The sequence below is a fragment of the Mycobacterium venezuelense genome (genome assembly GCF_054919535.1).
In genome coordinates this window covers 51058-73036 of sequence record NZ_JBONDW010000018.1, presented here as the reverse complement: position 1 = coordinate 73036, position 21979 = coordinate 51058, and the positions used below count along the sequence as shown (strand labels likewise).

Here is a 21979-nt window from a genome sequence, read left to right as displayed (position 1 = left end):
TCATGACTGCACTGCCCCCGGCTCTGCTGGAGTTGGCCCATCGCTACGGCGTCGCAACGGAGTACGAAGACTGGACCGGTCGGCGCATCGCAGTGCCGGAGTCCACCTTGGTGGCGGTCCTCGACGCGCTGGGCCTGCCGGCGAGCACCGAACAAGGCCGCGCCGAGGCCCTTGCCGCCCTTGACCGCGAATACTGGCAGCGGTCGCTTCCACCGATCGTGCTCGGCCGGGCCGGCGCACCGTCGAGTTTCTGGGTGCATGTCACGCACGGCGACGCCGTCGACATCACGCTCGCGCTCGAGGACGGGACCGAGCGCGCGACACTGCGCCAGCTGGAGAACAACCGGGCGCCCTATCAACTCGATGACCGCTGGATCGGCGAGGCCACGTTCGAACTTCCCGCCGATCTGCCGCTCGGGTATCACCGCCTGCGGTTGCGGGTCGGCGACTTCCACACCGAGACGCCGGTCGTTGTCTCCCCCGCCGTCCTGACGCTGCCCACCCGGCTCGGGGAACGGCGAACCTGGGGGCTGGCAGTTCAGCTCTACAGCGTGTGCTCCGAGAACTCTTGGGGAACCGGCGATCTCACTGATCTGACCGATCTCGCGGTGTGGTCGGCCGCCGCGCACGGCGCGGGTTTCGTCCTCGTAAATCCCCTGCACGCGGCGGCCCCCACCGCGCCGATGGAACCGTCGCCGTACCTGCCGACCACGCGTCGCTTCGTCAACCCGCTGTATTTGCGGGTCGAAGCCATACCGGAATACTCCGCCGTGCGCGGCCGGGGTCGAATCCGCAAGCTCCGCTCGGGGGTGAGCGAACGCGCCGCCCGCCGTGACGTCATCGACCGCGACGGCGCCTGGAAAGCAAAACGGGTTGCGCTGCAACAGGTGTACCGCGTCCCGCGGTCGGCAGGCCGCGAACTCGCCTACCGGGCGTACCAGGCCAGGGAGGGCAGCAGCCTCGAAGACTTCGCGATCTGGTGTGCCATCGCCGAACAGTACGGCAACGACTGGCACGCCTGGCCGCATGAATTGCAGCATCCGCGCAGCCCCGATGTCGCGGCATTCGCCGCGGCCAATCCGGAGGCCGTGGATTTCCACCGGTGGCTGCAGTGGCAGCTCGACGATCAGCTGACCGTAGCGCAGGCGACCGCACAGCAGGCCGGGATGGCGCTCGGGATCATGGGCGATCTCGCGGTCGGCGTCGACCCCAACGGCGCCGACGCCTGGGCGTTGCAGGATGTGCTGGCGCTCGGCGTCACCGCGGGCGCGCCGCCCGACGAGTTCAACCAGCTCGGCCAGGATTGGTCGCAACCGCCGTGGCGGCCGGACAAGCTCGTCGCGGCGGCCTACGAACCGTTTCGCGCGTTGGTGAACATGGCGTTGCGGCACGCCGGCGGGGTGCGCATCGACCACATCATCGGCATGTTCCGGCTGTGGTGGATCCCGAAGGGCGCCGCCCCGACCGACGGCACCTATGTCCGCTACGACCATGACGCGATGATCGGCATCATCGCCCTGGAGGCACACCGCGCAGGCGCCGTCGTTGTCGGCGAAGACCTCGGCACGGTCGAACCGTGGGTCCGCGACTACCTGCGCGAGCGGGGTCTGTTCGGCACCTCGATCCTGTGGTTCGAATCCGACGACTCCGGCGGGCCGCTACCTGCCGAGCGCTGGCGCGAGTACTGCCTGTCGTCGGTCACCACCCACGACCTGCCGCCGACGGCCGGCTATCTGGCCGGCGAGCACGTGCGATTGCGCGAGGAACTGGGGCTGCTCACGCGGCCTGCCGATCAGGAACTCGAAGAGGATCGGGCGGCCCAGGCCGCGTGGTTCGACGAGTTGCGCCGAGTCGGCCTGCTCGGCCCCGATCCCGACACCGACGAGATCGTGACGGCACTGCACCGGTATCTGGGCGGTACGCCGTCGAAGCTGCTCGCACTGTCGCTGGCCGACGCGGTCGGTGACCTTCGCACGCAGAATCAGCCGGGCACCACCGACGAGTATCCGAATTGGCGTGTGCCGCTGAGCGGCCCGGACGGCCGCCGAATCCTGCTCGAGGACGTGTTCGACGACGCGAGGGCGAACGCGCTCAGCGAGGTCATGGCAGACGTCGTCGCGGGCAGGGCGCAGCCGTCTACCTGGAACGTGTAACACACCGGCATTGTTCTCCGGTTTCACATTCGTCACCGCTGCGATATGTTCGCACCGCACCCTGACTGACGGAGATCACGTGAAGAAGCTTGTTGTGCTCGGCGGCGGACTGGTCGCTGCCGGCTCGATCGCCCTGTTCGCCGCGGGGACGGCGACCTCGGAGCCCACTGCCGCCTCCATCAACGTCGTCGGCGAGCCTTATATGAAGGCGCTGGCGATCCTGAAGAGCCAGGGCGTCAAGGCGACCTTCGGCGGTTCGTTCGGCAGCGCCCTGCCGCAGGCCGAGTGCCTCGTCGACTCTCAGAAGGTCAACTCGAGCGGCAAGATGATCCTGATGCTGGACTGCAGCGCCGAGGCGGCCGAGCAGGCGGCGGACAACGCGGTGTCCGGTGGCCCAAGGGTCGGCGGCAACGGCGTGACGACGGTGACGCCGACGCCGGTGGTGCCGATCGCAGGCGCGCCCGGTGCGGGGACCCCGCCGCCGGCCTGACCGGCAAATCTCGTTCTCCGAGCCCGCGATCCCGCCGGATCGCGGGCTCGTTGTTTCGCGGCACACGCCACCCACCCGGTACCCGCGTTCCCACATAATCCGTACACTGCATGAGACCACTCATCCCAGGGAGGCTCTCGATGCTGCGTCCGTTGCGGTTCGACAAGGAAATCGACCCGGGCCCGGTGCAGATCCAGGCACGCAAGGTCCACTTCGATCTCAGCGGTATCCCGCTGCACTGGATCCCCGGCCATCCCGTCGCGTCGACCATGGTCAACCTGTTCAATGTGGTGCTTCCGGCCGCCGAGCACTGGTTCGTCGCAACGTTCAACGAGGCACTGCCGTACGTGCGGGATCCCAAACTCGCCGACGACATGCGCGGGTTCATCGGGCAGGAGGCCACGCATGCCGAGACCCACGACAAGGTGCTGGAGGAATTCCTCACCACGCACGGCGTGGAGTACGAGCCGATCCTCGCCATGGTCGAGCACGTGTTCAAGAAGATGCTCGCGCCGACGACGGCCACCGACCCGCAGCGTCGCCTCAACGATCTGTGTGACCGGCTGTGGCTGATCGCCGCGATCGAGCACTACACCGCGGTGCTCGGCGACTTCGTGCTCAACTGCACATGGGAGGACTACGGCGCCGATCCGACCCTGACTGACCTGTTCCGCTGGCACGGCGCCGAAGAGGTCGAGCATCGCAGTGTGGCGCACGACGTCGCGGTGTACTTCCAGGACAGTTATTTCAGCCGGGTGCGGGCGATGTCGATCGCCGCGACCGCGGTCTATATGTTCTTCCAGCGCGGCACTTGGGAGCTGCTCAAGCGCGACCCGTCGGTGGACGTCGGCTGGTGGCGCATGAACCGGATGCGCATGCGGGATTCGAAATTGGGCCTGTTGCCGAAGTTCTCCAGGATGTTCGGCTCGAACACGCTGATGTACTGCCGTCCGTCGTTCACACCGGACGAGATGGGTTCGACGGCACAGGCGGTCGCTTACCTGGCCAGCTCGCCCGCGGCCAGGGCCGCGCACCTGTGACGGCCATGCCGATTCTTTCCCGCTATCGCGACCTGCCACCGAGCGCGTCAGGCCGGTTCCGCCACGACCCGATGCTGGGGATGGCCGAGGTCGCGATCGCCACGATGTGGGGTCTGACCCGCCGGATCCGCAAGCCGGCCCCGCCGCCGGAGTTGAACCGCGTCATCGAGCTGTGCGTGGTTGGCCGTGAGGTGGTGGCTCACGATCAGGACGTCATCGCGTTGACCTTCGCCGCGGCCGACGGTCACGCGCTGCCGCGTTGGTATCCGGGCGCGCACATCGATCTGCACCTCGCGAGCGGGCGTGTCCGGCAGTACTCACTCTGTGGCGATCCCGAGGTCGCTGACACCTACCGCATCGCGGTACGCCGCATCCCCGGCGGGGGCGGTGGCTCGATCGAAGTCCACGACACCCTGCGCGTTGGAACGCGCCTCACCACGCACGGCCCGCGTAACGCGTTCCCGCTCACCGTCCCCGGCTACGGCTCGCCCACCCAGCGGTTCCGGTTCATCGCGGGCGGCATCGGCATCACGCCGATCCTGCCCATGCTGGGACTCGCGCAGCGGCTGGGCATCGACTGGTCGATGACCTACGTCGGGCGCAATCGCGACAGCCTGCCGTTCCTCGACGAGGTGGCGCGGTACGGCGACCGGGTCGAGATCCGCACCGACGATGTCGACGGCTTGCCGTCGGCAACCGATCTGCTGGGCGCCTGCCCCGACGGAACCACGGTGTACGCCTGCGGGCCTGCCCCGATGCTGACCGCCATCCGCACCGAGCTCACCGGCCGCGACGACGTGGAACTGCATTTCGAACGGTTCGCCGCGCCGCCGGTCGTCGACGGCGCCGAGTTCTCGGTGTCGATCGCGTCGACGGGCGCCACCGTCGAGGTCGGCGCCGACGAGACGTTGCTCGCCGCGTTGGGCCGCGCCGGTGTGCCTGCACCGTATTCGTGTCAGCAGGGGTTCTGCGGCACGTGCCGGGTTCGCGTGCTCGACGGTGAGGTGCAGCATCGCGACACGCTGCTGACCGATCCCGAACGGGCCGCCGGCTATCTGCTGACCTGTGTGTCGCGAGCCGACGAAGGCCGTCGACTGACCCTCGATCTCTGAGCGCCGGCGGTACTATTCCGCGCATGCCGTTGGCCGCTGGTGCGACGTTCGCCGGCTATACGATCGTGCGACCGCTGGGCTCCGGCGGCATGGGCGAGGTCTACCTCGCCCAGCACCCTCGCCTCCCCCGGCAGGACGCGCTCAAGATTCTGCCTTCATCGATCTCGGCGGATACCGAGTACCGGGACCGCTTCAACCGCGAAGCCGACATCGCCGCCTCGCTCTGGCATCCACACATCGTCGAGATCCACGACCGCGGCGAATACCAGGGCAAGCTCTGGATTGCGATGGACTACGTCGACGGCACCGATGCCGGCCGGTTGCTGCGCGAGCGCCATCCCGGCGGTATGCCCAAACATCAAGTGTGCGAGATCGTCTCGGCGATCGCCGATGCGCTCGATTACGCCCACCAGCGCGACCTACTGCATCGCGACGTCAAACCGGCGAACATCCTGCTCGCTCACCCCGAGACCGACGGGCAGCGAATCATGTTGGCGGACTTCGGCATCGCCCGCTATGCCAGTGAGGTCAGCGGACTGACGGCCACCAACATGACGGTCGGGACGGTGGCCTATGCCGCGCCCGAGCAGTTGCTGGGCAGCCATCTCGACGGCCGGGCCGACCAGTACGCGCTGGCGGCCACCGCATTTCAATTGCTCGCGGGGCGTCCCCCGTTCGAGCATTCCAACCCCGCTGTCGTGATCAGCCAGCATTTGTCGTCGTCTCCCCCGGCACTGGCCGCGCACCGGCCCGAACTCGCGGCGCTCGACCCGGTGCTCGCCAAAGCGCTTGCCAAAGATCCCAAGGATCGCTTCGCGCGCTGCGCCGATTTCGCCAGAGCGCTGCGACACCAACTCGACGATGCCGGCCCGGATGCCACCCGGCCGTCCCCGATCGCGGGGCCGACCGGCTCACGGTCACTTCTGCGGCCCGCGGTGCTGGTGCCCACGGTGCTCGCGGTTCTGTTGATCGCCGCGATTGTCGTTGCGGCGGTGGAGTTCCGGCGCGCCGATGAGCGGCAGGCGGCCAGTCCGCAACTGCCCACAACCACAACGCACACGAGCACCACCACACCGCCGAACTCGCCCCCGCCACCGGTGGCCACGCCGCCGCCCACCGACACCGTCACGGTCACCGATACCACCACCTCGACGGCGCAGGCACCCGCGGTGATCGGCGCGTCCTGCGCGCCCGTCGGTGCGACGGCCTCCACCGCTGACGGTGCGACGGCCTACTGCTCGACACTGCAGACGACGGGCGCGTCGATCTGGTCACTCACGCAAGGCGACATCCCGAGCCCGACCGTGACCACCGAGCCGACCGACGAGCCGCTGCCGTTCGCGGAGGAGTCGCCGGTGCGAGTGTGCATGCAGCAGACGGGCATGACGCGACGCGAGTGCCGCGAGTCGATCCGGCGAAGCAACGGGCTGCCATGAAATACGCAGTGATAGCGCCGGTCGCGGCCGGGGTCACCGCCGATCCGGTGTGGATGTCGGCCTTCGCGCGGCACACCGAGATCTGCGGTTTCGAATCGATCGTGGTCGTCGAACACACCGTGCTGATGGCCGAATACGCCAGCGTCTACCCGTACGACACGTCCGGCCGGGTCGAGCTCGCGGCGGATTGCCCGGTGCCCGATCCCCTTGACCTGCTGGCATTTCTGGCCGGCCACACCAGCCGCCTCGGTCTCGCGACCGGGGTCCTGGTATTGCCCAATCACCATCCCGTCGTGCTGGCCAAGCGAGCGGCGACCGTCGACGCACTCAGCGGCGGCCGGCTCCGCCTTGCGGTCGGCACCGGCTGGCTCAAGGAGGAGATCGAGGCGTGCGGCACGGTTTTCGCGAGCCGCGGCCGCCGCGCCGACGAGCAGATAGCGGTACTGCGCACACTGTGGGAAGACCATCCGTCGGGCGCCGAATTCCACGGCGAGTTCTTCGATTTCGCGCACGCCATGAGCTACCCGAAACCGGCTCGGCCCATACCGATTCACATCGGTGGGCACAGTCGTGCGGCGGCGCGCCGGGCCGGCCGGCTGGGCGACGGGTTGCAGCCGCTCGGCGTGGCCGGTGCCGAACTGTCCGGGCTGCTGGCCGTCATGCGGGCCGCGGCCGACGAAACTGGCCGCGACGCATCGGCTCTGGAGTTGTCGCTGGGACATCTGGTCACCAAGATCGATGCCGACCGGGCCGGGCGGCTCGCGGATCTCGGCGCCGACCGGTTGGTGCTGGCGATGCCACCGCTCACCGATATCGCCGAAGCCTGTGACACGCTGTCGGCGTGCGCGCAGCGGTTGGGGCTCGAGTCATGACCCTCGCCGTAGCGGATCGCCTCGCGCTGGCCGATCTGGTGCACCTGTATGCCGCCGCGGTCGATGACCGCCGCTTCGGCGACGTCGCGGAGTTGTTCACCGAGACAGCCGAATTGCGGTTGCCCGATCCGCCTGCCCGGTTGGATCCGGTGCGGCGGTGCGATGGTCGCGACGGAGTCCGCGCGGCGGTGTCGGCGCTGACCGAGGTCGTGCGCACCGAGCACGAGATCGTCGGCGAGGTCTACGCGCCGGGCACCGAGGCCGGATATGCGCTTGGCCGTATCACGGCCGTGGCGCACCACTGGAGCTTCGGCCCCGACCATCCGACCGACCTGGTGTGGCATGTGCGTTACGACGACGAGTACCTGTTGACGCCGAAAGGCTGGCGCATCCACGGACGCGCGTTGACCATCAACGCTATCGAGACCCGGCCACTGCGCCGTCTGCGTCCCCACCCTCACGACAACGCGCCAGATCCGGCGCGGCCATCAGCTGATCGAGCAGCGGGCGCTGCCCGGCCAACAACTTCGTCCGGGCCACGGCCACCGGAAGCCAGGCAACGCGGTCGATTTCGGGAAACTCCCTGACCTTGCCCGAGCCCTTCGGCCATTCCAGCGTGAACGTATTGCTGTGTGCGTCGGCCACATCGAAGTCCGCCCGTACCGCGAAGGCCGTGACCACCTTGCCGCCGGCCTGCCGCACCGGGACGAGATCCAGCCGCGGGCCGGCCGGCGGCGGCGCACCCAGTTCTTCCCCGAACTCACGCTGGGCGGCCAACCACGGATCCTCATCGTCGGCGTACTCGCCTTTCGGCACCGACCACGCTCCGTCGTCCTTTTTGGCCCAGAACGGCCCGCCCGGATGCGCGAGCAGCACCTCCACGACGTCGTCGACAATGCGGTAGAGCAGTATCCCGGCGCTCAGTTTGGCCATTCCGAGCACGTTACGCGCGACTGGGGACGGGGCGGCCGCGACGCCGGCGGCCGGGATGGCGGATGCTGGTGCGGTGACACGTCCGGTACGGCTGCGGGTGCGTCGGCTGCTGGTCGGCCGTCGGATCGCGGTTCGGCTCGGGGGCGACACCGTGGCCCTGACCATCACCGAGGTCGAGAATCAGCTCGATGCCAGCACGTTGGCGATCGGCCAATTGGGCAGCGTTCACCTCGGCGCCCGCGACATCCGCTGGGGCGATCTCCGTTTCGCGCGGTCCACGGTGACGCTGCGCAACGTGCACCTCCGGCCGTCAGTGCCGCCGATGTTGGTGGCGGCACCGGTCGAACTGACGCTCGAGGCCGCGTCGCATGCGCTCGACGGACTCCTCGCCCGCACCGTCCCCCGGCTACGGGTTCACGTTGGAGGCGACGGTCTTGCCCGCGTGCGGTTGGCCAGCCGCCCCCGGCTGGGACACGTGGAGATCGACGTGCGTCTCGACGGGTCCGTTCTGCGGGTGACGCCTACTCGTGTGGTGGTCGGTCGCCGGCGCTGGGCGGTGCCGCGACGCGCACCGGCGTATGCGGTGCGCCTGCCCGAACTCCCGCGCGGACTCCAGGTGACCGGTATCCGGTTCACGCCGTACCTCGTGCGCATCGAAGCCACCCTTCCGGAGTGGCAGATCGGCCGACCGTAACGGTCATCACTTTGCTGGTTTGGTATGAGGCCGGTCACGCCAAGGTGTGAGGCGCTCGTCTCAATCGTTACTCCCAGCGAGGCTGCAGCACAGCTAAACGGCTGCCGACAATAAATATCCGCGGTGGGAATGAAATCGCTGAGCTGGCTGTTTAACAGAGCGTAACCCCCAGGGAACCTAGCGATGACTACTGAGCGAATGCGCCATGCACGCGCCGCACCTTGACTCGCGAGATAACCGAACAACGAAAGAAGGCACGAAAGATGAAGAAGCTTGGATTTGCTAGCGCACTCGTGGGTGGGGCCGCCGCAGCCGTGATCGGTCTCGCCGCACCGGCGCAGGCCGCACCGTCCGGGCCAGGAAACGCTCAGGACACGATCAGTGAACTCCAGTCGGAGGGCTATACCGTGATCGTCAACCGGACCGGCTCGACCCCGCTGGACAAGGCCACCGTCGTGGCGGTCCGCCCGGGTCAGACCTTCTCGAGGACCGATTCCGGTAACCCCGGTGACAGCTTGCAGACGACCGTCACCGACAAGACCGTTTACGTCGACGTGAAGTAACGCCAAACTTCACCCAAACATCAAGGAGGGGCGCCCATTTCGGGCGTTCCTCCTCGAGGTTTGCCGGCCGGGTCACCGGTCGTCCGCGACCGCGCGGCGCTAAAGTCGCCAGAGTGCCAAGCTTTACCCGGTATGTCGCACTGGGCGACAGCCAGACCGAAGGACTGTGGGACGGCGACGACACCGTCGGGCTGATGGGGTTCGCGGACCGTCTCGCGGTCGAACTGGACGGACACTATCCGGGCCTCGGTTATGCCAATCTCGCGGTGCGCGGCCATCGCATCAGCGATGTGTTGTCCGACCAACTCCCGCAAGCGCTGTCGATGCGCCCCGACCTCGTCACCATCTGCATCGGCATGAACGACGTCACCCGGCCGGGGCGGTCGTTCGACCGGGCGCTCGTCGATCTAGATCGCATCTACGCCGCGCTCGCCGCATCCGGGGCCACCGTGGTGACCACGACTTTTCCGGACATCACCCAGATATTGCCGGTGGGAAGGCTGCTCGGAAAACGGGTACTGCACATCAACGCCGCCATCACCGACGCCGCCGACCGATACGGTTTTCGGTTGGTCGACCTGTACTCGGCACCATCGATGCGGGAAGCCGAGACCTGGAGTCCCGACCGTGTCCACGGGTCGGCCAGGGGGCACATGCTGTTCGCCGCTGCCGCCGCCGAGGCGCTGGGATTGCCTGGCAGCAGCCATGATTGGGCTCATGCCAGCGGTACCGCCGAACCACAGTCGTTTCGGTCGCGCGCCTATTCGCAGGCGTTGTGGACGCAGAACATGCTCATGCCGTGGATCTGGCGTCACCTGCGCGGCCGCTCGGCCGGGGCGGGCCGAGCACCGCGCCGGCCGGTCCTGCTCAGCCTGAGCGCTTAGAACCCGAGGATCGACAGCGGGAGACTGGCCAGATCGGCCGGTGCGCCCTCGCCCATCTTGGCCACCATCGCCGGGCAGAACGTGGAGATCGCGACCCCGGTGAACATCGTCGCCGGACCCAGCGGCATGCCGCCGGTGTCGGCGACCTTGGCGGCGACGTCGGCGACCGTCTGGCCGGGCTCCGCGAGCATCGGGCACACCGACTGCCCGACGGACATCGCCTGAGCGGGGTCGGTTGCGCCGATGCCGGCCTGGTTGAGCGCATCGATGAACGCCGGGTCAACCGGATCGGCTTGCGCCGGTGCGGCCGCGACGGCACCTCCGGTCGCGATCGCTGCCGCGGCGGCGAGCACACGGATGGCCAGTACGGTTCTGCGCTGCATGCCGAGAATCGTACGGGCCGTCGGGATCAGATCCCGCTCCAGGCCGAGTCCAGCTCTTTGGCGACGTCGATCACCTTGGCTTTCTCGGATTCCGGGCTGTCGATCTCGCCGGCCACATGCGCCGCGATGAAGCGTTTGATCTCGGCATCCACCCCGGCAAGGATGCGCAACACCTCGGCACGCAGAGACTTCGAGGTCACGTGGATCGAGATGTCGGACGGCCGGGGCTTTTTCACGTCGAGGATCAGCAGCAACGGCTCGGCGGCCAATGCCGTTGCCCGTAGGTCGATCTCACCGAAGACCATGAACTGCGGCCGGTCGATACGCAGATCGATCACCATGTCGATCTCCAGCGGAATCCGGATGGAGAAGGTGATGGTGTCGCCGACCTGCCGGCTCACCCGGGGCTTCTGAATCTGGACACGCGCCGTGACCTTCGCGATCTTGCCGGGCCCCTGACCGATCGGGCCCATCTCGAACGCATCGCCCGCGATGGCTCCGATGGCGTCGCCGACGCGATCCTCGGACACGGCGATCTCGAAGAACCGGCGTCCGAATTCCTCGTAGGTGATGTAGTCGTGGTCAGCCATGGTGTAGATACGGTCTCACGTCGGCTGCCCAGGGCGATACAACCGGGCCGCTACGGCCGATCAGCCGGCGAAGTAACGCAACCGTCTCACCGCGAGCGGCTTCGGGGTGAGGTCGGCGATCAGCACCGCCCGCTGCCCTGCGGAATCGAGACCGGCCACCAGGCTCTGACCCGACGTGATGACCTTGCGCCACCGGGCCCCCGCCGTCCGCTCGGCGAGCCTCGACGCGGCGAGTGGGACGGTGTCGCCCGCCAGCACGGCAGTGTTCCGACTCAGCCGCCGCCGCAGCGCGACCTCGTCACCCGCGCACAGGTCGTCGAGCAGCCCGGTGAACAGCCGTCTGCCCGGCCGTCCCACGCCCCGCAACCCGCTCGCAAAACCCAGCGCGCCCGCAGCCCCCTGGTTTCGCAGCAGCGCGCCCGCCAAGTGCAGGCCGGCCGGCACCGCGGCGATTCCGTTGCGCGCGAACTGGCCCACCATCGCGGGCAACTCCCAATACGCCTGCAGTTCGGCGATCTGCAGGCCGGCGGTTCCAGCCCGCAGCGCATATCGCAGATACGCCGGAATTCTCATCGTGACCGATGAGCCCATCGCCACCTCGAGCTCGAGATCGCGAACCACGGTGGTGCCGTCAACGATGTCGATGTCGCGGTGGAACGTGATGTCGCGCGGGCCGATGAAGGTGTCGTAGAAGCGTTCGATCCGGTCACGGCCGATGTGCGGCGCAGCGCCGACCGGGTCCTCGACCTGTCCGCCGTCAGCGAACAACCCGACCCACCCGTCGCGGTCGTGGGCGCCCGCGGCCTGCGGTGATCGTTCGACCGCGGCCAGTAGCTCGGCACGTGTGAAGGTCATATGGTTCGTTTACCATCCCGTGTCCCGCCGGCTGCGCGCACACTGGTAGTTGACCGCGGTTTGACTGAGGAGGTCGCGATGAGCGGCAACGGACCTTTCGGATTCGATCCCGAAGATTTCGATCGTGTCGCCCGCGAGGCAGGCGAAGGATTGCGCGACGCGCTCGAGGGCATGACGAGGTTCTTCACCACGTCCGGTGAGCGAGCCGGGTGGGCCGGGCTGCTCGACGAGTTCAGCCGGATGTCTCGTCCGCGCACCGAGCCCGAGACCACCGGCGAGAAGGGCGACGGCGTGTGGGCGATCTACACCGTGGACGACAACGGCGGCGCTCACATCGAGCAGGTCTTCCCCACTGAGCTCGACGCACTGCGCGCGAACGCCACCAACACCGACCCGGTGCGCCGCGTGCGCTTCCTTCCGTACGGCATCGCGGTCAGCGTGCTCGACACCGACACGGCCCGCACCGACCCGGACGCCGACACCACGGAGTAGGCCGGTCGGTAAAAGCCGACGGAGCGCGGGCGCCACCGGTTAGGCTTCGGGCCCAGGACAACCGACCTGGCCGGCAGACCTGAGGGTGAGACATGATTCGCGAACTGTGCGTCGCCGCGGCGATCGCGGGAGCCGCACTGGCAACGGCGGCCGGTGCTGCCGCAGACGACGACAACATGTATTTCGACGAGCCCGGCCGGTATCCGACCGATGTACCGGGCATGAGTTACGAGGCCCATCAAGGCGCCCCGTGTTTCAGCTGGGACCGCAACGTCTTCGGCCGGGGCCCCGGCGGTGAGCCGTTGCAGTGCCGGTGGATCCCCAACCAGTGGCCGCCGGTCACCACGGGCTTCTGGACGCACGCCTATCCGCTGCACGGCGTCCAGGAGATCGGCTCGCCGTGTCCCGGCCCGCAGGCCGCGGCGCAGTCGCCCGATGGCAGGCCGATGCTGTGCCTGGGCGCGCGGGGCTGGCAGCCCGGCATCTTGACGGGCAACGGGTTCTTCCCCAGCTGATTCACACCCGACACACCTGGCCATACAGCGGGACGACCGGTGTATGGTCGTGGCACCAAAATCCATGCACACAGGAGTGCCATGAGCGGTGATGTGACGTTCGACTTGTCCACGGTCTTTTCCACGGTGGCCCGGGCCATCCCCGATCAGACGTTTCTGGTGTGGCGAGACCGCCGGTTGAGCTATTCGCAGTTCGACGCGCGTGTCGATGGCTTCGCCCGCTACCTGGTTTCGGCCGGGCTGGGCGCCCATACCGAGCGCACCGCGCTGGCCGGGCACGAGTCCGGTCAGGATCACCTCGGTATCTACCTTCGCAACGGCAACGAGTACCTCGAGTCGATGATCGGCGGTTACCGAGCACGGGTCGCGCCGTTCAACGTCAGCTACCGCTATGTCGAGGAAGAACTGGTCTATCTGCTGACCGATTCGAACGCGCGGGCCCTGGTCTACAACGCCGAGTTCGCGCCGCGCGTGGCCGCGATCCGTGACCGGCTGCCGAATCTGGCCGTGCTGATCCAGGTCGCCGACGAATCGGGCAACGATCTGCTGCCGGGCGCGGTCGATTACGAGGCCATCCTAACGACGCCCGCGCCTGCCGACATGCCGACCCCGTCCGGCGACGACCTCTACATCCTCTACACCGGCGGCACCACCGGCATGCCGAAAGGCGTGTTGTGGCGCCAGCACGACATCTTCTTGTCGTCGATGGGCGGGCGCCCGTTCGGCAGCGACACGTTCCTGGGCTCGTACGACGAACTGGCGGACAAGGCGCGCGCGTCGGCGGGCGCGATGTCGATGCTGATGATCCCGCCGTTCATGCACGGCGCCGCGCAGTGGGCGGCATACAACGCCATCACGATGGGCGGGCGGCTGGTCATCCCCGACGATGTCGTGCGGTTGCAGCCCGACGCCGCGCTGCGGCTCGCCGAACGGGAACGGGTGCTGAGTATTCCGGTGGTCGGCGACGCGATCGCCCGGCCTCTGCTCGATGAGATCGAGACCGGTACCTACGACCTCTCGGGTCTGGTGACGATCACGAACGGCGGTGCGCCACTGTCGCCCACCGTCCGCGAGCGCATCCTGACGGCGCTGCCGCATCTGATGCTGCTCGACGCGGTCGGCGCGTCGGAGTCGGGGGCGCAGATGAGCACGTACTCGACCGCGGGGGCCGAGACCGACGTCGCCACGTTCAATCCTCAGTCCGACACCGCCGTGGTCGCCGAGGATCTCAGCCGCGTGCTCGGCCCCGGCGAAGGCGGCGGCTGGCTGGCCCGCCGCGACCTCATCCCGCTCGGCTATCTCGGTGACGAGGCCAAGACCGCGCGTACGTTCCCCACGATCGACGGGGTGCGCTGGTCCGTTCCGGGCGACCGGGCAAATGTCCTGCCGGACGGGCGGATTCAGCTCCTGGGCCGCGACTCGGTCACCATCAACTCCGGCGGCGAGAAGATCTTCGTCGAGGAGGTCGAACGCGCGGTGGCCGCGCATCCGGCCGTCTACGACGTCGTGGTGGTAGGCCGGCCGTCGGAACGCTGGGGCAGCGAGGTCGTGGCGGTCGTGCAGTTCGCCGAAGGCGCATCCGCCAGCGACGATGAACTCGTCGAGGTGTGTCAGCGTTCGATCGCGCGCTACAAGATCCCCAAGGCGTTCATCCGGTCGCCGAAGATCGTCCGCTCGCCGGCAGGCAAGGCGGACTATCGCTGGGCCAAATCGGTGGCGACCGAGAGCGCCGCCAGCTCCGCATAGTCGCCACGAAAGCGACGAAATGGTCGATCGCCCAAAGGAGATTCGACCATTGCGTCGGTCACGACGCCTGGATCACTCGTGCTCGTCTTCGACCGCGACGGGTCGCAGATAGGCCCAGGCGAAGAACCCGGCCGCGACGACGAGCAGGCACACACCCACCCACCAGTTGGCGTCCGTTCCGATGTAGAGGTCGACGCGATTGTTCGTCGTCTCGTCGTGGCGGTCGGCCAGGACGGCGGGCACGAGGCCCGCGATGAGCAACACCACGCCGTAGATCTCCAGCAGCGCACCGATGATGTTGCGGATGTCGAACAGCCGGAACTGCGGCTTCGTCTTTGCAGTGCTTGACATTCGGGCTCCCGGCTCAGTGGAAGATGATGTTGAGGATCACGGTGATGGTCAGCGCGACCCCGGCGAGCGGTGTCGCCCGCAGATACCACGGTTTGCCGACGCTCTCGGGGTCGTGGAAGATCTCGCGCGGTGTCTCCGAATACACCAGGCCGGCGAGTTCAGCGGCGGGCTTCGGCCTGGTCACCACGCTGACCGCGACGCTGACCACGATGTCGACGACGAAGGCCGCTGCCGCCGCCACGAACGGCATGCCCTGGCCGGGCAGGGTGATCACACCCATCTCGGACAGGATGAAAACGAAGACCGCGGAAAGGGTTCCGGCCACCAGGCCCATCCAGCCCGCGGTGGCGGTCATCCGCTTCCAGAACATGCCGAGGATGAACGTGGCGAACAGCGGCGCGTTGAAGAACCCGAACAACGTCTGCAGATAGTCCATCAGGTTGGAGTAACCCGCGGCGATCAGCGCGGTGAAGATCGCCAGGACGGTGGCCGCGACCGTCGCGATCCGCCCGACCAGGATGTAGTAGCCGTCGGGCCGGTCCTTGACCACGTACTGCTGCCAGATGTCGTAGCTGAACACGGTGTTGAACGCCGAGATGTTGGCCGCCATGCCCGCCATGAACGACGCGAGCAGACCCGTGACCGCGACGCCGATCAGGCCGTTCGGCAGGATGTCGCGGATCATCACCAGCATCGCGTCGTTGTAGGTGATGTCGCCGGTGCCAGTGGTTTTCAGGTTGATGACGTCACCGATCGCGGCCGCCGCGATCATGCCGGGGATCACCACCACGAACGGGATGAACATCTTCGGGAACGATGCGATGATCGGCGATCGCCTGGCGGCCGAGATCGAGTTCGAGGCCATGGCGCGCTGAACCTCGACGAAGTTCGTTGTCCAGTAACCGAAGGACAGCACGAAGCCGAGGCCAAAGACGATGCCGATGACCGACCACAGCGGACTGTCGAAGCCCGACAACGCTTGTCCTGGCCACGTCGTGAGCTGTTCGTGCACCGAGGCGGTCACTGTGCCGTCGGTTGTGGTGTCGATGACCTTCTCCTTGAGACCGCTCCAACCGCCTACCTTGATCAGGCCGAACACGGTGAGCGGCATGAGCGCGGCCAGGATCACGAAGAACTGCAGCACCTCGTTGTAGATGGCGGCCGAAAGTCCGCCCAGCGCGGTGTAAGTGAGCACGATGACGGCGGCGACGATCAACGACAGCCACCGGTTCCAGCCGATCAGCACGTTGATGACGGTGGCCAGCAGGAACAGGTTGACGCCGGCGATCAGTACCTGCGCGACGGCGAAGCTGATCGCGTTCACGAGGTGTGCGCCCGGCCCGAAGCGCCTGCGCATGAACTCGGGCACACTGCGGACCTTGGAGCCGTAGTAGAACGGCATCATCACGACGCCGAGGAACAGCATGGCCGGGACGGCGCCGATCCAGTAGTAGTGCATCGTCGACAGGCCGATCTCGGCTCCGTTGGCCGACATGCCCATGATCTCGATGGCGCCAAGGTTGGCGGATACGAACGCCAAGCCCGTCACCCAGGCGGGCAGCCTGCGGCCGGACAGGAAGAAGTCCAGGCTCGTCGAGATCTGGCTGCGGGCGATATAGCCGATTCCCAGGACGAAGACGAAATAGATCGCGATCAACAGGTAGTCGAGCGCGCCGACGGACAGGCGCAGAACACTGTCAGCCGCCAGGGTGGTCGTCGCCAAATCTGTGGTCATCCACACCTTCTGAGGTATCAGGTTCCAACGAAAACAACCAGAAGGTAACAGGGATGGGGCGCCGATATGGAGCATTCGGTGAGAATTTGTTTGTTACTGTTCGTTTGCCGTATTCACTCGAAGGGGGTGCCACCGCCGAATGCTGGCTGCTGAACGCCGACGCGCGATCCTGCGTGCACTGAACTCGGGCGGTGCGGTGCGCGTGGCGGAGCTTGCCGCTCAGCTGTCGGTTTCGGAGATGACCGTGCGCCGCGACCTCGACGCCATGGATGCGGAGGATCTGCTGCGCAAGGTGCACGGCGGCGCGGTCACCCGGCACAACCGCGGCGAGGAACCATGGTCGTCGGTCAAGGCCGCTCAGCAGCGCGCCGAGAAGGCCGCGATCGCCGACGTCGCGGCAGGCATGGTCTCCGACGGCGTCACCATCGCGATCAGCGCGGGAACCACGACGACCGAGTTGGCCCGCAGGCTCCGGCACCGGCCGTCGATCACCGTGGTCACCAACTCCCTGACGGTGTTCGACGTGCTGACCGCACCGTCGACCGATGGCGGCGACGCTCCGCAGGTCTACCTCACCGGTGGCACGCGGACGCCCTCGGATGCGCTGGTGGGACCCATCGCCGACGCGGCACTAGCCTCGTTCCGGGTCGACGCGACGTACCTCGGCGTGCACGGGTTCGATCCGCAGGCCGGGCTGACCTCACCCAACATCGCTGAGGCGCAGACGAATCGGACGCTGATCGGGATCGGCGCCCAAGTGGTGGTCTTGGCCGACCACACCAAGTACGGCGAGATCGGCACGAACGTCTTCGCCGGCCTCGGGCAGGTCGACACCCTGATCGTCGACGACGGGCTGGCCGACGAGGATCGCGCCGCATTGGCCGGCCTGGTCGGCAATGTCGTGATCGCGCAGGTGGCGGGACAGTCATGACCGAACCCCTGCGCTGGACACTGGCCGACGGCCGCGAGCAACTGTACTTCTGGCTGCCGGGCCACACCCCGGACCCGGTGCCCGATCGCCGCCCGTTGCCCGAGCGCGGAAAACAGATGTCGCAGTTGCGTTTGGACCGCCAGACCGGCCAGTGGGTGATCATCGCGGCACTCCGGCAGGACCGCACCTACCTGCCGGCCGCCGATCAGTGCCCGCTGTGCCCGGGCCCGTCCGGCGAGACGAGCGAGATCCCCGCGCCGGACTACGACGTCGTCGTGTTCGAGAATCGGTTTCCCAGTCTGTCCGGGGATTCGGCATTCACGTTGCCCGACACCGCAGGCGCCGATTTCGTGTCGGCGCCCGGGTACGGGCGCTGTGAGGTCATCTGTTTCTCAAGTGACCACACCGGGGCTTTCGCGCAACTGCCGCGCCCCCATGCCCGCCTTGTGGTTTCGGCATGGCGGCACCGGACCGAGGATCTGTTGAGCCGCGACGGGATACAACAGGTGTTCTGCTTCGAGAACCGCGGCGAGGAGATCGGCGTGACCCTCAACCACCCACACGGCCAGATCTACGGTTATCCGTATCTCACGCCGCGTACCGAGCAGATGTTGCGCGCAGCGGCCGATCACCGGGCTCGCAACGGCACCAACCTGTTCGCCGACCTTCTGGCGCGTGAGCTCGCGGCGGGCGTACGCGTCGTCGCGCGTACCGAGCTGTTCACCGCCTTCGTGCCGTTCGCGGCCCGCTGGCCGGTGGAGGTACACATCTATCCGAACCGTTTCGCACACAACCTCACCGAGCTCAGCGACGACGAGCTGGACGGCTTCGCCGACATCTACCGCGACATCCTGCAGAGGTTCGACCGCATGTATCCCACACCGCTGCCGTATATTTCGGCGCTGCATCAGTACCGCGACAGCGACGAGCAGCGGGAGGGCTACTTCCACGTCGAGCTGATGTCGGTGCGGCGCAGCGCGACCAAACTGAAGTACCTGGCCGGCTCGGAATCCGCGATGGACGCCTTCATCAGCGATGTGACGCCCGAAAGCGTCGCGGCACGGCTGGCGGAACTGTGATGGTCACCTACGCGGCTCCGGGCCGCATCAACCTGATCGGCGAGCATACCGATTACAACCTCGGTTGGGCGTTGCCGATCGCCTTGCCGCAACGGGTCGTCGTGCAGTACCGGCGCGACGATTCGGACACCATCACGGTACGAAGCGATCGGGAATCGGGCCACGTCGAGATACCGCTCGGTACCGTTCCCGGAGACATCACCGGCTGGGCGGCCTACGTCGCCGGGGTGATGTGGTCATTGCGCACGGCCGGCCATCCGACCACCGGCGGCGCCATGACCATCACGAGCGATGTCGAGATGGGTTCGGGCCTGGCTTCGTCGGCCGCGCTGGAATGCGCGGTGCTGGCGGCACTCACCAGCGGACAGTCCATCGACCGGGTCGAGCAGGCCCGCATCGCGCAACGGGCCGAGAACACCTACGTCGGCGCGCCGACCGGCCTGATGGACCAGCTTGCCTCGCTGTTCGGCCAACCGCAGCACGCGATGCTCATCGACTTCCGCGACCTCACTGTGCAACCGGTGCCGTTCGACCCCGACTCGGCGGGCATATCCCTGTTGGTGATGAATTCCCGTGCCGCGCATCGTCATGCCGGCGGGGAGTACGCGGCCCGCCGTGCGTCGTGTGAGCGGGTCGCCGCCGCGTTGCAAGTCGATTCGCTGCGCGAGTTGCAATCCCGCGGGCTGGCTGCGCTCGACGGGTTGGCCGACCCCGAAGACACCCGGCGCGCTCGCCATATCCTCACCGAGAACCAGCGGGTTTTCGACTTCGTTGCGGCGCTGGAGGTTTCCGATTACGCCCAGGCGGGTGAGATTCTCACGGCCTCGCATGCGTCGATGCGCGACGACTTCGAGATCACCACCCCGCACATCGACTTGATCGCCGATACGGCGGTGCACGCCGGTGCGCTCGGGGCGCGGATGACCGGCGGTGGTTTCGGCGGATGCGTGATCGCGCTGGTCCCCACCGACCTGGCGGACATCGTCGCCGACACCGTGCGCTCGGCGGTGACGGATGCCGGTCACCCAGAACCGACGATCGCGCCCGCCAGGGCCGCGATCGGCGCCGAGCAGGTACGCGGCTGACTCAACGCACGAGAAGACGAAGCCGCTCCCAGCCGCGAACGGTCGAGGTCGGAGCCAACTGCGCAGTGTCGTAGTCGATGTCCCACTCCGGAAATCTGTTGAGAAGCTCATCGAGTGCGACACGACCTTCCAGTCGCGCCAGATTGGCGCCCAGGCAGTAATGCAGGCCCTTCCCGAAGGTCAGGTGGCTGCCGTTGTCGCGGTGGATGTCGAACGTATCCGGATTCTCGTACCGCCGCGGGTCCCGGTTGGCCGCGCCGAACAGCAGTAGCATCGCACTGCCCGCCGGCACGGTCGTCCCGTAGCATTCGAAATCCTTTGCGATCCAGCGTGCTACGTGCGGACCTGTGGGTTCGAAGCGCAGCGTCTCGTCGACCGCGCGGGTGAGCAGTGACCGGTCCTCGCGTATCTGGCGACGCTGATCGGGATGTTCGGCGAGCACCTTGGCCAGCCAACCGATGAGCCGCCCCGTGGTCTCATTGCCGGCCCCCGCGACCACCTGGGTGTAGTGCAGCACTTCGGTACGTGTGAGCTTGCGCTGGACGCCGTGTTCGTCGGTGAACTCGACGTTGAGCAGCGCTGTCATCAGGTCGTCGGACGGGTTGTCGGCCCGCCACTCGACGTAGTCGGCGTAGATGCGGCCGTCGGCGATCCGGTCCGCCTTGACAACCTTCATCGGTGCGCCGGGTTTCGTGCGCAGATTGGCGTCGTTGGCGTCGCGCACTCCGATCTGTGCGGATTCGGGTATGCCCAAGAGCATTCCGATCACGCGCATCGGCATCATCGAGGCCAGTTCGGCGATGATATCGAAACTGTCCGAGCCGACCAGCGGATCGAGACAGCCCACACAGAACCGCCGGATCTGATCTTCGATCTCGGCCATCCGCCGTGGGGTGAACACCCGTGACATCAATCCACGCAGGAGTGTGTGCATCGGCGGGTCCTCGAACATCATCACGCCGGGCGGCATGTCGAAGTCGGACTTGACCAACTCGAGGATGTCACTTCGGCTGTTGGAGAACGTCTCCCAGTTCGACAGCGCCTTCTCGACGTCGGCGTGGCGCGACAGCGCCCAGAAGTCGTAGCGCGCGTTGTGATAGAGCGGTGCCTCGTCGCGCAACCGGGCATAGATCGGGTATGGATCGGCGACGATGTCGACGTCGTATGGGTCGTAGTACGGTGCCGAGACAGTCGTCATTTCAGGCAGCTCCCGGCATCGACCGGCAACGTGACCCCGGTGACGTAGCGGGCCTCATCGGAGGCCAGGAACAGCACCGCGTTGCTGATGTCGACGGGGTTGACCCACGGGATGGGCAACATGTGGAACGTCTTACAGATCGGCGCGAGGTCGTCCGGTCCTGGTTCGGCAAGATCGGGCCGGAACATCCGATAAGTCTTGTCGTTCATCAGCATGGGGCTGTTGACGTGGGTCGGGTGCACTGAGTTCACCCGGATCGAGTGTTGTCCGAGTTCGACGGCGAATGTGCGCATCAAACCGACAACGCCGTGCTTGGCGGCGACGTAGTGGCCGGTGTGCGGGTAGGCCTTGAGACCGGCCACTGAGCTGGTCAGCACGACCGACCCGCCACGTCCGCCCGCCAGGATGTGCGGCACACCGGCTTTCACGGTTTTCCACACTCCGCTGAGGTTGACGTCGATCATCTCCTGCCAGAGGTCGTCATCGATCTTGTGCAGTTTGACCCCGGTGGTCCCGATGCCGGCGTTGGCCACGATGATGTCGAGACGTCCGAGTTGTTCGACTCCGCTGTCGACGGCTCTCTTGAGTGCGTCGTGGTCTCGCACATCGACCTCGGCGGTCACGATGCGCCGCCCCAGGTTTTTGACCAGATCTGCGGTCTCGGCGAGATCTTCCGGCGTTGCTCCCGTTGCCGGTGATCTGTCGAACGATTCGCAGATGTCGACCGCGATGATGTCGGCACCTTCCTCGGCGAGCCGGACCGCGTGGCTGCGGCCCTGGCCGCGCGCGGCGCCGGTGATCAGCGCGACCTTGTCTTCGACCCGTCCTGTCATCGCTCACCT

Annotated in this window: 23 protein-coding genes and 1 pseudogene; 16 read left to right on the top strand and 8 right to left on the bottom strand. The window is 67.1% G+C overall.

Translation table 11 applies throughout. From position 1 onward, the window contains the following. The first annotated feature begins 2 nt into the window (after positions 1–2). The 7 genes and pseudogenes from malQ to ACRCUN_RS25680 form a co-directional block, all read left to right on the top strand. A complete protein-coding gene (gene malQ, locus ACRCUN_RS25710; protein ID WP_462144442.1) occupies positions 3–2153 on the top strand; it encodes a 4-alpha-glucanotransferase in 2151 nt (716 codons plus the stop codon). A gap of 79 nt (positions 2154–2232) precedes the next feature. Further along, positions 2233–2643 carry a hypothetical protein gene (locus ACRCUN_RS25705; protein ID WP_462144441.1) on the top strand — a complete coding sequence of 137 codons (411 nt, stop codon included), beginning with the start codon at positions 2233–2235 and terminating at the stop codon, positions 2641–2643. Between the two features lie 140 nt (positions 2644–2783). After that, positions 2784–3683 (top strand): metal-dependent hydrolase, encoded by a 900-nt coding sequence (locus ACRCUN_RS25700; protein ID WP_462144440.1) that lies wholly within the window; start codon positions 2784–2786, stop codon positions 3681–3683. Positions 3684–3688: 5 nt separating this feature from the next. Continuing rightward, positions 3689–4795 (top strand): PDR/VanB family oxidoreductase, encoded by a 1107-nt coding sequence (locus ACRCUN_RS25695; RefSeq protein WP_462144439.1) that lies wholly within the window; start codon positions 3689–3691, stop codon positions 4793–4795. 23 nt (positions 4796–4818) lie between these two features. Next, entirely contained in the window at positions 4819–6231 is a 1413-nt protein-coding gene (locus ACRCUN_RS25690; RefSeq protein WP_462144438.1) for a serine/threonine-protein kinase, read from the top strand. After that, on the top strand, positions 6228–7103 hold the full coding sequence (locus ACRCUN_RS25685) for an LLM class F420-dependent oxidoreductase (protein WP_462144437.1): 876 nt from the start codon (positions 6228–6230) through the stop codon (positions 7101–7103). Before ACRCUN_RS25690 ends, ACRCUN_RS25685 begins: the two co-directional genes overlap by 4 nt. Beyond that, positions 7100–7492, top strand: a pseudogene (locus ACRCUN_RS25680) (nuclear transport factor 2 family protein); the annotation flags it as partial. The gene ACRCUN_RS25685 and the pseudogene ACRCUN_RS25680, both read left to right, overlap by 4 nt. A 28-nt stretch (positions 7493–7520) precedes the next feature. Here the strand turns inward: ACRCUN_RS25680 and ACRCUN_RS25675 are convergent. Further along, positions 7521–8036, bottom strand: a complete 516-nt coding sequence (locus ACRCUN_RS25675) for an NUDIX hydrolase (protein ID WP_462144436.1) — start codon at positions 8034–8036, stop codon at positions 7521–7523. Positions 8037–8109: 73 nt separating this feature from the next. Here ACRCUN_RS25675 and ACRCUN_RS25670 point away from each other — a divergent pair, with 73 nt between their 5' ends. The 3 genes from ACRCUN_RS25670 (at position 8110) to ACRCUN_RS25660 (ending at position 10177) form a co-directional block, all read left to right on the top strand. Further along, complete coding sequence (locus ACRCUN_RS25670) at positions 8110–8730, top strand: hypothetical protein (protein WP_462144435.1); 621 nt, start codon at positions 8110–8112, stop codon at positions 8728–8730. A 263-nt stretch (positions 8731–8993) separates the two neighbouring features. After that, positions 8994–9293: a hypothetical protein gene (locus ACRCUN_RS25665; RefSeq protein ID WP_462144434.1), complete on the top strand. Its 300-nt coding sequence runs from the start codon at positions 8994–8996 to the stop codon at positions 9291–9293. 113 nt (positions 9294–9406) lie between these two features. Next, on the top strand, positions 9407–10177 hold the full coding sequence (locus ACRCUN_RS25660; RefSeq protein WP_462144433.1) for an SGNH/GDSL hydrolase family protein: 771 nt from the start codon (positions 9407–9409) through the stop codon (positions 10175–10177). Here the strand turns inward: ACRCUN_RS25660 and ACRCUN_RS25655 are convergent. The 3 genes from ACRCUN_RS25655 to ACRCUN_RS25645 are packed head-to-tail and all read right to left on the bottom strand — an operon-like array spanning position 10174 to position 12005. Continuing rightward, complete coding sequence (locus tag ACRCUN_RS25655; RefSeq protein ID WP_462144432.1) at positions 10174–10560, bottom strand: DUF732 domain-containing protein; 387 nt, start codon at positions 10558–10560, stop codon at positions 10174–10176. The genes ACRCUN_RS25660 and ACRCUN_RS25655 overlap by 4 nt on opposite strands. A gap of 26 nt (positions 10561–10586) precedes the next feature. Further along, positions 10587–11150, bottom strand: coding sequence for a hypothetical protein (locus ACRCUN_RS25650; protein ID WP_462144431.1), 564 nt, complete (start codon positions 11148–11150; stop codon positions 10587–10589). A 60-nt stretch (positions 11151–11210) separates the two neighbouring features. Next, positions 11211–12005 (bottom strand): nuclear transport factor 2 family protein, encoded by a 795-nt coding sequence (locus ACRCUN_RS25645; protein WP_462144430.1) that lies wholly within the window; start codon positions 12003–12005, stop codon positions 11211–11213. Positions 12006–12083: 78 nt separating this feature from the next. Between ACRCUN_RS25645 and ACRCUN_RS25640 the strand changes: the two genes are divergently transcribed. The 3 genes from ACRCUN_RS25640 to ACRCUN_RS25630 all read left to right on the top strand — a co-directional run bounded on the left by ACRCUN_RS25640 (position 12084) and on the right by ACRCUN_RS25630 (position 14758). Next, positions 12084–12497 (top strand): Rv0313 family protein, encoded by a 414-nt coding sequence (locus ACRCUN_RS25640; protein WP_462144429.1) that lies wholly within the window; start codon positions 12084–12086, stop codon positions 12495–12497. A 92-nt stretch (positions 12498–12589) separates the two neighbouring features. Continuing rightward, on the top strand, positions 12590–13012 hold the full coding sequence (locus ACRCUN_RS25635) for a hypothetical protein (RefSeq protein ID WP_462144428.1): 423 nt from the start codon (positions 12590–12592) through the stop codon (positions 13010–13012). 81 nt (positions 13013–13093) lie between these two features. Beyond that, positions 13094–14758, top strand: a complete 1665-nt coding sequence (locus ACRCUN_RS25630; protein WP_462144427.1) for an acyl-CoA synthetase — start codon at positions 13094–13096, stop codon at positions 14756–14758. Positions 14759–14830: 72 nt separating this feature from the next. On the opposite strand, the gene ACRCUN_RS25625 is transcribed toward ACRCUN_RS25630, so the two are convergent. Both ACRCUN_RS25625 and ACRCUN_RS25620 read right to left on the bottom strand, forming a co-directional pair. Further along, on the bottom strand, positions 14831–15109 hold the full coding sequence (locus ACRCUN_RS25625; RefSeq protein ID WP_462144426.1) for a hypothetical protein: 279 nt from the start codon (positions 15107–15109) through the stop codon (positions 14831–14833). A 13-nt stretch (positions 15110–15122) separates the two neighbouring features. After that, positions 15123–16844, bottom strand: a complete 1722-nt coding sequence (locus ACRCUN_RS25620; RefSeq protein WP_462144425.1) for a sodium:solute symporter family protein — start codon at positions 16842–16844, stop codon at positions 15123–15125. A gap of 139 nt (positions 16845–16983) precedes the next feature. On the opposite strand from ACRCUN_RS25620, the gene ACRCUN_RS25615 reads away from it, so the two are divergent. Genes ACRCUN_RS25615 through ACRCUN_RS25605 form a run of 3 tightly spaced genes read left to right on the top strand, consistent with a single transcriptional unit; the run spans position 16984 to position 19939 of the window. After that, positions 16984–17775: a DeoR/GlpR family DNA-binding transcription regulator gene (locus tag ACRCUN_RS25615; protein ID WP_462144424.1), complete on the top strand. Its 792-nt coding sequence runs from the start codon at positions 16984–16986 to the stop codon at positions 17773–17775. Beyond that, the gene (galT, locus tag ACRCUN_RS25610) at positions 17772–18854 is read left to right on the top strand and encodes a galactose-1-phosphate uridylyltransferase (RefSeq protein ID WP_462144423.1); all 1083 of its coding nucleotides are present in this window, start codon (positions 17772–17774) and stop codon (positions 18852–18854) included. Before ACRCUN_RS25615 ends, galT begins: the two co-directional genes overlap by 4 nt. Continuing rightward, the gene (locus ACRCUN_RS25605) at positions 18851–19939 is read left to right on the top strand and encodes a galactokinase (protein WP_462144422.1); all 1089 of its coding nucleotides are present in this window, start codon (positions 18851–18853) and stop codon (positions 19937–19939) included. Before galT ends, ACRCUN_RS25605 begins: the two co-directional genes overlap by 4 nt. Before the next feature lies 1 nt (position 19940). Here the strand turns inward: ACRCUN_RS25605 and ACRCUN_RS25600 are convergent, their stop codons facing one another. Together ACRCUN_RS25600 and ACRCUN_RS25595 are read right to left on the bottom strand one after the other, a co-directional pair. Continuing rightward, positions 19941–21137, bottom strand: a complete 1197-nt coding sequence (locus ACRCUN_RS25600) for a cytochrome P450 (protein WP_462144421.1) — start codon at positions 21135–21137, stop codon at positions 19941–19943. Then, the gene (locus ACRCUN_RS25595) at positions 21134–21970 is read right to left on the bottom strand and encodes a mycofactocin-coupled SDR family oxidoreductase (protein WP_462144420.1); all 837 of its coding nucleotides are present in this window, start codon (positions 21968–21970) and stop codon (positions 21134–21136) included. The genes ACRCUN_RS25600 and ACRCUN_RS25595 overlap by 4 nt, the downstream gene beginning before the upstream one ends. Between the last annotated feature and the right edge of the window lie 9 nt (positions 21971–21979).